Origin of the sequence: Micromonospora sp. NPDC092111 (assembly GCF_044755745.1) — a bacterium.
Taxonomy (GTDB): domain Bacteria; phylum Actinomycetota; class Actinomycetes; order Mycobacteriales; family Micromonosporaceae; genus Micromonospora.
The window spans coordinates 23,175-31,424 of record NZ_JBIVRQ010000030.1 but is presented as its reverse complement, the minus strand read 5'-3'; the positions used below and the strand labels follow the sequence as shown (position 1 = coordinate 31,424).

7 protein-coding genes are annotated in these 8,250 nt (G+C 75.6%); 2 read left to right on the top strand and 5 right to left on the bottom strand.

What is annotated here, in order from left to right:
• Nucleotides 1–292 precede the first annotated feature (292 nt).
• Together ACIQG9_RS29180 and ACIQG9_RS29175 are read left to right on the top strand one after the other, a co-directional pair.
• Nucleotides 293–964, top strand: a complete 672-nt coding sequence (locus tag ACIQG9_RS29180) for a response regulator transcription factor (protein WP_400408387.1) — start codon at nt 293–295, stop codon at nt 962–964.
• Nucleotides 965–1,073: 109 nt separating this feature from the next.
• Nucleotides 1,074–1,703 (top strand): response regulator transcription factor, encoded by a 630-nt coding sequence (locus ACIQG9_RS29175; RefSeq protein WP_400408385.1) that lies wholly within the window; start codon nt 1,074–1,076, stop codon nt 1,701–1,703.
• On the opposite strand, the gene ACIQG9_RS29170 is transcribed toward ACIQG9_RS29175, so the two are convergent.
• The 5 genes from ACIQG9_RS29170 to lanKC form a co-directional block, all read right to left on the bottom strand.
• Nucleotides 1,633–3,420 (bottom strand): ATP-binding cassette domain-containing protein, encoded by a 1,788-nt coding sequence (locus ACIQG9_RS29170; protein WP_400408383.1) that lies wholly within the window; start codon nt 3,418–3,420, stop codon nt 1,633–1,635. The genes ACIQG9_RS29175 and ACIQG9_RS29170 overlap by 71 nt on opposite strands.
• Nucleotides 3,417–5,084, bottom strand: coding sequence for an ABC transporter ATP-binding protein (locus ACIQG9_RS29165; protein ID WP_400408381.1), 1,668 nt, complete (start codon nt 5,082–5,084; stop codon nt 3,417–3,419). Before ACIQG9_RS29165 ends, ACIQG9_RS29170 begins: the two co-directional genes overlap by 4 nt.
• A 66-nt stretch (nt 5,085–5,150) precedes the next feature.
• Nucleotides 5,151–5,270, bottom strand: a complete 120-nt coding sequence (locus tag ACIQG9_RS29160; protein WP_091302793.1) for a SapB/AmfS family lanthipeptide — start codon at nt 5,268–5,270, stop codon at nt 5,151–5,153.
• A gap of 89 nt (nt 5,271–5,359) precedes the next feature.
• Nucleotides 5,360–5,479 (bottom strand): SapB/AmfS family lanthipeptide, encoded by a 120-nt coding sequence (locus tag ACIQG9_RS29155; protein WP_088974649.1) that lies wholly within the window; start codon nt 5,477–5,479, stop codon nt 5,360–5,362.
• Nucleotides 5,480–5,547: 68 nt separating this feature from the next.
• Nucleotides 5,548–8,211, bottom strand: a complete 2,664-nt coding sequence (gene lanKC, locus ACIQG9_RS29150) for a class III lanthionine synthetase LanKC (protein WP_400408378.1) — start codon at nt 8,209–8,211, stop codon at nt 5,548–5,550.
• Nucleotides 8,212–8,250 lie beyond the last annotated feature (39 nt).

Sequence of the window (8,250 nt, the reverse complement as noted above, 5' to 3'; positions counted from 1 at the left end):
CGGAAGCTAAGCCCTCCAGCGCCGATGGTACTGCACTCGGGAGGGTGTGGGAGAGTAGGACACCGCCGGACAAACATTCCAGTAGGCCCACCCCTTGTCAGGGGTGGGGCCTACTGCATTTCCACCACCCCGGGACCGGGACCCGGCGGTGTTTCGGGGATCCCGGCGAGGATCAGCGTCCGATCAGGCCACTTTTGCGGGCTACGAACCACCGGGGCAGCAGGGGTAATCGGTGTCGTCGCCATTCCGACAGTCGTGAGTGGACCGGCTGTCCTCCGGGGAGAAATGACGGATGGACGAGCTACCGGAGGAGAAGCATTTGGGGCCGGCTCCGCTCGCGCCGGTGGACAGCACCCGGCCGGCGATCCGGGTGCTGGTGGTCGGCCGGCTGGGTCTGCTGCGTACCGTCGTGTCGGCGGTCCTGGCCGCCGCACCCGGCTTCGAACTGGTCGGCGAGAGCGACTCCGACCAGCATTTCGTGGACCAGGTCGCCACCCGGCGTCCGCACGTGGTGCTGGTCGACCTGGACACGGTGGACGATCCCGCTGTCCTGACCGGACGGTTGCACGCGCGGATGCCGGAGTGCGCCGTGGTGGTGCTGACCTCCCGACGTACCGCGCGGGTGCTGCGCCGGGCGCTCGGGGCCCGGGTGCGCGGCATCATCGCCAAGGACGTGCCGCCGCAGGAGCTGGTCGACCAGTTGCGGGCGGTCGCCCAGGGGCAACGGATGATCGACCCGGTGACCGCGCTGGCCGCGCTCGACGCCGCGGTGAACCCGCTCAACGAGCGGGAACGCGGGGTGGCCGCCGCGGCCCTCCGGGGCCTGCGGACCAGGGAGATCGCCGCCGAGCTGCACCTGGCGCCCGGCACCGTCCGCAACCACCTGTCGGCCGTGCTGCGCAAGACCGGCGCCCGCAACCGCTGGGAGGCCGTCCAGCGCGCCCAGGATGCCGGCTGGATCTGACGGCACCCGATAGGGGGTGTCGGACCAGTTACGACTTCAATAAGATTTTCAACCGTGCGTCATCGACTGCGCACATGTTGTCAACACGGGGTCGATGCCAGGAGTCGTCATGGTCCGAACGCTGCTCGCCCTCCAGGGCGGGCTGGTGCGGGGCGCGCTCGCCCAGCTACTCTCCGCCGAGCACGACATCGACGTCGTCGGGGAGGCGGACACCCCGCACCAGTTGCGGGCGGCGGTGCGGGCCGAGCGGCCCGATGTCGCCGTGGTGGAGTTCGACCTGGTGACCGTGGCGGAGCTGGCCCACCTGACCGCCGTCGACCCGGCCGACGGCACCGACGGTGACGGGTACGTCGGCCGGCTGCTGATCCTGGTCGAGCAGCGGCGGGCCGGTCGGCTCGGCCCGCTGCTCGCCGAACACGGCCACCGGGTCGGGTTCCTCAGCCGGGACGTGCCGCCCGGTCGGATCGTCCAGGGGGTGCGTCAGCTCGCCGAGGGCCGGCTGGTCCTCGACCCCGACCTGGTGGTCGCCGCCCTGGAGGTCGCGGACAGCCCGCTGACCAACCGCGAGCGGGAGGTGCTCGACGTGGTCGCCGAAGGACACCCGGTCCAGGAGATCGCGGAGCGGCTGGTGCTGTCGGCCGGGACGGTGCGCAACCACCTCTCCCGGATCATGGCGAAGACCGGTGCCCGGACCCGCTGGGAAGCGGTGCGGATCGCCCGGGAGTCGGGCTGGCTGTGACCGGCTCCGTCCGCGCCGCCCCGTAGCCGACGAGGGCGCGGTAGGCCGCCGAGCGGGCCAGCAGCCCCGGATGGGTGTCCAGCGCCGCCGTACCTCCGTCGAGCAGCAGCACCCGGCGGGCGCGCAGCGCCGAGCTGACCCGGTGGGCGATGACCACCAGGGTGCCCGGCCGCGCGGCGAACGACCCCTCCAGGCGCGCCTCGGTGGCCGGGTCCAGGTGGCAGGTCGCCTCGTCGAGGATCATCAGCGGGGCGGGGGAGAGCCAGGCCCGCAGCAGCGCCAACTGCTGGCGTTCCCCGGCCGACAGGTCCGCCGGGCGGAGCACCGCGTCGTGGCCGCCGAGGCGGGCCAGCAGGCCGGTCAGGCCCAGCCGGGCCGCCGCCCGGTCCACCGCGTCGTCCGGCAGGCCGGTGGACAGGTAGGTCAGGTTCTCCCGGAGCGTGCCGGTGAAGACGTACGCCTCCTGCGGGATGAGCACCCGACGGTCGGCCAGCTCGATGGGCGTGGCCCCGGCCACCGGCAGCCCACCGACGCGGACCGTGCCGGACTGCGGGCGCAGCACCCCGGCGATCAGCCCCGCCAGGGTGGACTTGCCGATCCCGCTCGCGCCCACGATCACCAGGTGGTCCCCGACCGGCACGTCGAGGTCGAGGCCGTCGAGCACCGGGTCGGCGTGCGGGCCGTACCGGAAGGTCACCCCGCGCAGGGACAGGGCCGGCGCGGCCGGTCCCGGCGCGGGGCGCGGCACCCGGGCGACGGGCGGCACGGCGGTCGCCGGACCGGCCGCGCGCAGCAGCCGGTCCAGGGTGACGGCGAAGCGGAGACCACCGGCGGCGACGCCCTGCACCAGGCTGCGCAGGGCCGGCTGCACACCGCGCGTCACGTAGACCAGGGCCCCGAGCACCGCCCCCGGCCCCAGCCCCTGCCGGACCAGCCACGGGGCGGCCAGCAGCACCACCGGCAACGGCAGCCACCCGCCGATCGCCAGGCTCAGACCACGGGTGGCGGCCATCGTTGCCAACCGCCGCTCCACCCGCGCCTGGGTGTCGACGGACGCCCCGACCCACCGGGTGACCCGGTCCCGGGCACCGCTGGCGGTGACGTCGCGGTGGCCGGTCACCGCGGTGACCACGGCCCGGCCGAGCCGCTCGTCGGCCAGCACGTACTCCCGTTGCCGGGCGACCATCACCGGCAGGGCCGCGGCGAACAGGCCGAGGCCGGCCAGCACCGGCACCGCCACCACCAGGGCGACCGGCGCGGCCAGCGAGAACAGGCCGAGCACGGCGGCGCCGAGGGCGAACAGGAAGCCGCGTACCACCATCAGCAGCCCCGCGTAGGTGTCCCGCACCATCTCCACCTGGTGGGTGAGCCGGGCCACCGCCGCGTCGTCGGCCCGGCCGCCGGCCGCGCCGGCCACCGCGCCCCGCACCACCCGCCGCAGCAGGTCGTCGCGGAACGGTTCCACCACGTCGCCGAGCAGGGCGTACGCCCGGTTGGTGCCGGCCGCGCCGACGAGCACCGCGAGTACCAGCAGGCCCAGCCAGAGCAGCCCGGTCCCCGGACGGCCCGCCAGGAAACCGTCGTCGACGGCCCGCGCGGTGAGCAGCCCGGACAGCGCCGCCGGCACCGCCTCGGCCGCCGACCAGCCGGCCAGCCGCCACAACTGCGGCCGGCGTGCCCGCAGCGCGGCCCGGGTCACCCCGGCGACCGTGTTCACGACCGGAACACCTCCCGGTAGTCGGGGTCGGCCCAGAGCGCCGGGTGCGGGCCGACCGCGCGGACCCGCCCGCCGGCCACCCAGGCCACCAGGTCCGCCCGGGCGGCCAGGCCGACCCGGTGGCTGACCACCACCCGGGTACGCCGGTCGCCCGGCCCCGTCAACGCCCGGGTCACCTGGTACTCGGTGGCGGTGTCCAGGCTGGACGTGGCGTCGTCGAGGATCAGCAGCCGTTCGGCGCGCAACGCCCGGGCCAGGCCCAGCCGCTGCCGTTCGCCACCCGACATGGCCACCTCGGCCAGCGGGGTGCGGTACCGGTCGGGCAGCCGCTCGACGAAGTCGTGGATGGCCGCCGCGTGGGCCAGCGGCACCGGGTCCGCGCCGGCCCCGACGGCGGCGCCCACCGTGTCGCCGACCAGCACCGGCCGTTCGAATCCGTAGCCCACCGCCGCGTGCAGGGCGGCCGGGGCCAGCTCCGGCAGGGGCACGCCGTCCAGGAGCACCTCGCCGTCGTCCGGGTCGCGCAGCCGACCGGCGACGGCGGCGAGCAGGGACTTGCCGGCCCCGGACGACCCGACGACGACCAGCAGCGCCCCGCCGGGCACCCGCAGGTCGACCCGGTCGAGCAGGGGCCGGCCGTCGTCGCCCCGCACGGCCACCCCGCGCAGCTCCAGCGTGCCGGGCCCGGGTGGCAGGTGCGTGGTGCCGTACCGCCGGGCGGGCTCGGCGAGCACGTCGGCCGCGCGCCGGCAGCCCGCGCGTACCCGGACGGCGGTGTGCAGGGCGGCCACCACGGTGCCCAGGCCGGCGCCGAGCGCGGCGTACTGGATGGCGGCCAGCAACTCCCCGGGGGTCAGCCGACCGGCGGCCAGCGACACCCCGCCGACGGCGACGACCGCCACCTGGAGCAGCGGGTTGAGTACCGCGCCCCGGGTCGCCGCCCCGGCCAGCACCGTCCAGGTCCGCGCGCCGTGCCGGTGCAGCGCCGCGACCGGGGTCAGCACCCGCGCGACCTCCCGGTCCACGGTGCCGGCGGCGGCGATGGTCCGCGCCCCGGCCAGCGTCTCCACCAGTCGGCCGGCGAGCTCACCCTGGGCCTGCTGGTAGCCGGCGACCGCGGCCGAGGCGTCGGCGACGAAGCCGCGCAGCAGCAGGCCGAGCAGCAGCACCCCGAGCACGAAGGTGACGCCGAGCCAGGGGTCGATCAGGGTGAGGGCCACCAGGCTGCCCAGCGGCGGGAGCGCCACGGTGGCGGCCGTCACCACCGTCGGGGCGGCCTGGCCGGCGTCGGCGACCTGACCCACCACCCGGCCCGCCAGGTCGCCCACCGGGCGGCGGGCCACGGTCCTCGGGTCGAGGGCGAACAGGTGCCGGACCAGCGTGTGCCGCAGGTCGGCGACCGACCGTGCGGTGGCCGCGCCGGTGCCGTAGTCCCGGACGGCGCCGGCGACGACCAGGATCGCGATCAACGCGACGACGGCGGCTAGCCACCGGCCGGGGGACGCCTGTGGCGCGGTGCCGACGGCGGCGTCGACGGCCCGGCCCAGGGCGGCCGGCAGGACCAGTTCGGCCGCCGTCCCGGTCACGGTGACCACGGCCAGCACCGGGGTCCACCAGCCGGCCGAGCGTACGGCGTGCAGCAGGAGTCGGTCGGCTGGCGTCATCGCACCTCCCCACGCCGCGCGGCCCCGGACCGGTGGAGGCCGGTCCGGGGCCGCGCGTACCGGTCGTCAGTGGCAGGTGGTGACGCTCAGCGAGCTGTCGCCGCAGAGCAGCAGGCTGGCCTGGCTGCCACCGCCGGTGCGCTCGGCGGCCGGCAGTTCCATTCCCTGGAGGTCGAGCAGAGCCATCGTCTTACCTCTTTCTGTCGGTACGGACTTTCTCCGGTGGTGGACCGCGTCGGTCCGGTGGCGTGGTCATCGGGTCGATGACCGCCACCTCACTTGCAGGTGGTGACGCTCAGCGAGCTGTCGCCGCAGAGCAGCAGGCTGGCCTGGCTGCCACCGCCGGTGCGCTCGGCGGCCGGCAGCTCCATTCCCTGGAGGTCGAGCAGTGCCATGTCTTTCCTCCTTTCCTCGACGTCGGGTCGGTCGGCCCCGGGGTGACCCCCGGGGAGCGGGTGGGCCGTCAGCCGGCCGGGGTGGTGTCGGCGGGGGTGTCGGGCCGCCGGGCCAGGAACGGCAGCCGGACCGGGTCCGCGGGTCGGGTGGCCGCCACCGCGGCCAGCACGCCGGCGGTGCCGGTGGCCAGGTCCATGGCGAGCCGCAGCAACTGGTCGCCGGGGAAGGCGGTGCCGTTGCGGTACGGCAGGGCGTGCCAGCCCAGCAGCCGGGCCTGCCGCCGGGCCGCGTCGTGCTCGTCCCGTCCGGCCAGGTAGGCCACGATGCCGGCCCGGCCGGCGAAGAGGCCGGACTGGGCGTAGAACAGGAAGTCGGCGCAGCGGCGGATCGCGTCGGCCTGGCCGCGCAACGTCTCGTCGGGGCGGTGGCGCAGGTACTGGTCGAGCACCAGGCCCACCCCGATACTGCCCTCGGCGAGGTACGGCATGGTCCGCCAGCCCTCGTTGACCTCCAGGTGCCCGGCGTCGCGGCGTACGCACCGGCGCAGGTCCTGGCGTAGCGCGGTGGCGGCGTGATCGAGCAGGGCCTCGTCGGGCTCCCGCTCGTAGCCGCGCAGGAGCATCAGCGCCGCCCCCGCACCGCCGCGCATCAACCCGGCGTACGGGTGCCGGCCGCCGCTGACCTCGGCCACCCGGTCGACGTCGCCGAGTCGGTCGACGACCAGGTCGACCGCCCGCCGGGCGGCGCCGGCGTAGCGGGACTCGCCGGTGACCTCGGCGAAGTGGGCCAGGTTCAGCGCGATGCCGGGCAGGCCGCCCACCAGGTCGTTGCCCAGTTCCGTCCAGGGCTCGTCCAGGCAGCGGTCGAGCAGCCGGCGCGCCTCGGCGTGGTGCCCGAGCAGGTCCAGCACGTACGCCACCCCGTGCAGCCCGTCGAAGAAGCCGAGTCTGCTGCCGGCGGCCGGTTCGCGGACCCGGTCGATCAGCCACCGCTCGTGGGCGGGCTCGGTGCGGACGCCGCTGGCCCGTAACGCCCAGAGCACCCCGGCCGCGCCGTGGGCGATGTTCAGCCCGCCGTCGCTGCCGCTGAACTGCCGGATGTCGCCGGGGAAGAGCCGGTCGTCGCGGTGCGGGGTGGCGCTGGCGGCGATCGCGTCGGCGAGCCGGTCGCGCAGCGCGGGCCAGTCCTCCGGGTCGACCCGGACCACGTCGGGGTCCAGCGCCGGCGTCCCGGTCGACCGGGCGGTCGTTCCGACCCGGCCGGCCGGCGGGTCGTCGCTGCTCACCGGCCGGCCGGTCGGCGGGTCGCCGACGCTCACCGTCGGGCTGACCGGCGGGTCGCCGACGATCACCGCGACGGTCTCGTCGAGCAGGGCCCGGTCGACCGGGAAGTGCGCGGCCACCACCTCGGCCAGGTGCGCCGCCTTCGCCGGGGCCAGCCGCAGCATCGCGGTCAGCGGCAGGAAGAGGGCCAGCCGCAGGCAGGCCAGGGCGTACCGGTCGACGTCCGGGCCGGTGCGGTCGCGGGGCGCGGCGAACGCCTGGTTGCGCAGCGCCGGCCGGCCCGCCTCGGCGGCGGGCGCGGCGACCTCGAAGTCGATCAGTGTGGCGGTGCCGTCCGCGCCGACCATGATGTTGAACATGTGCAGGTCGCCGTAGACCACACCGTGCGCGTGGATGGCCTCGACCGCCTCGGTCACCTGCCGGTGCACGTCGAGCGCCCAGCGGGTGTAGGCGGCCCGGTCGGCGTCCGGGTGCACCAGCGGGTAGCGCTCCACCACCAGTTGGTTGAGCGGGCGGCCCTCGACGAACGCCAGGGCCAGGAACTCGTGCCCGCCGAAGCTGAACTCGTCGTGCACCCGCGCCAGGTGCGGCACGTCCGCGAGCTGGCGCAGCACCGCGCCCTCCCGCCGCAGCCGGGTGACCGCGTCCGCCCCGGTGGCGTCCAGGCCGGCGTACGGGCGGGCCTCCTTCAACACCACCCGGGCCCCGGTGCGGGTGTCCCGGGCCTCGTACAGGCCGCCGCCGTTGGAGAAGTGCACGACCTTCTCGATCCGGTAGGGCAGCGCGGTGGTGCTGGCGGCGTTGCGGGCGGCCAGGTGCGGGGCGAGGAAGTCGGGCAGGGTGACCCATTCGGGCAGGTGGAACACCGGGTCACGGCGGTCCGGCACCAGGGTGCCGGTCGGGTCCTCGATGGCCGGCACCACCTGCCCCTCCGGGGACAGGCAGTAGCGGGCGGCGAAGCCGCCGTAGCGCAGGTAGACCGGACCGTCGCCGTAGCGCAGGTCGCTCAGGACGTACGGCCCCTGCTCGCCGTCGAGCAGCGCGGCCAGCTCCTTGGCGGCCAGTTCCAGTTCGGCGTCGTCACGCGGGTAGACGGTGACGAACTTGCCGCTGCCGCCCCGGCGGGCGTACTTGCTGTTGCGCATCAGCAGCATTCGCGGCCCGCGCAGGTGCTTGAACGGGATGCCCCGTGGCTGGCAGTAGTCCATCACCCGGGCCAGCACCCGCTCGGCGTTCTCCAGCCGGGCCGACACGTGGATCTTCCAGCCCTGCGTCGGCAGGGTGCCGCCGACCGGCGCGTGCACCAGCCAGTCGTCCTTGACCTCGGACTCCCAGCCCGGGGGCTGCGGGCGGTCCGGCGCGTAGCCGGTGACCGTGGCGCTCGCGCCGGACAACGAGTCGTAGAAGAGCGGGTCGACCGCGCAGTACGAGTCGTACCGTTCATCCATGTCGTCCGCCTCCGCCGCCTGATCGGTTGACGTCAATCC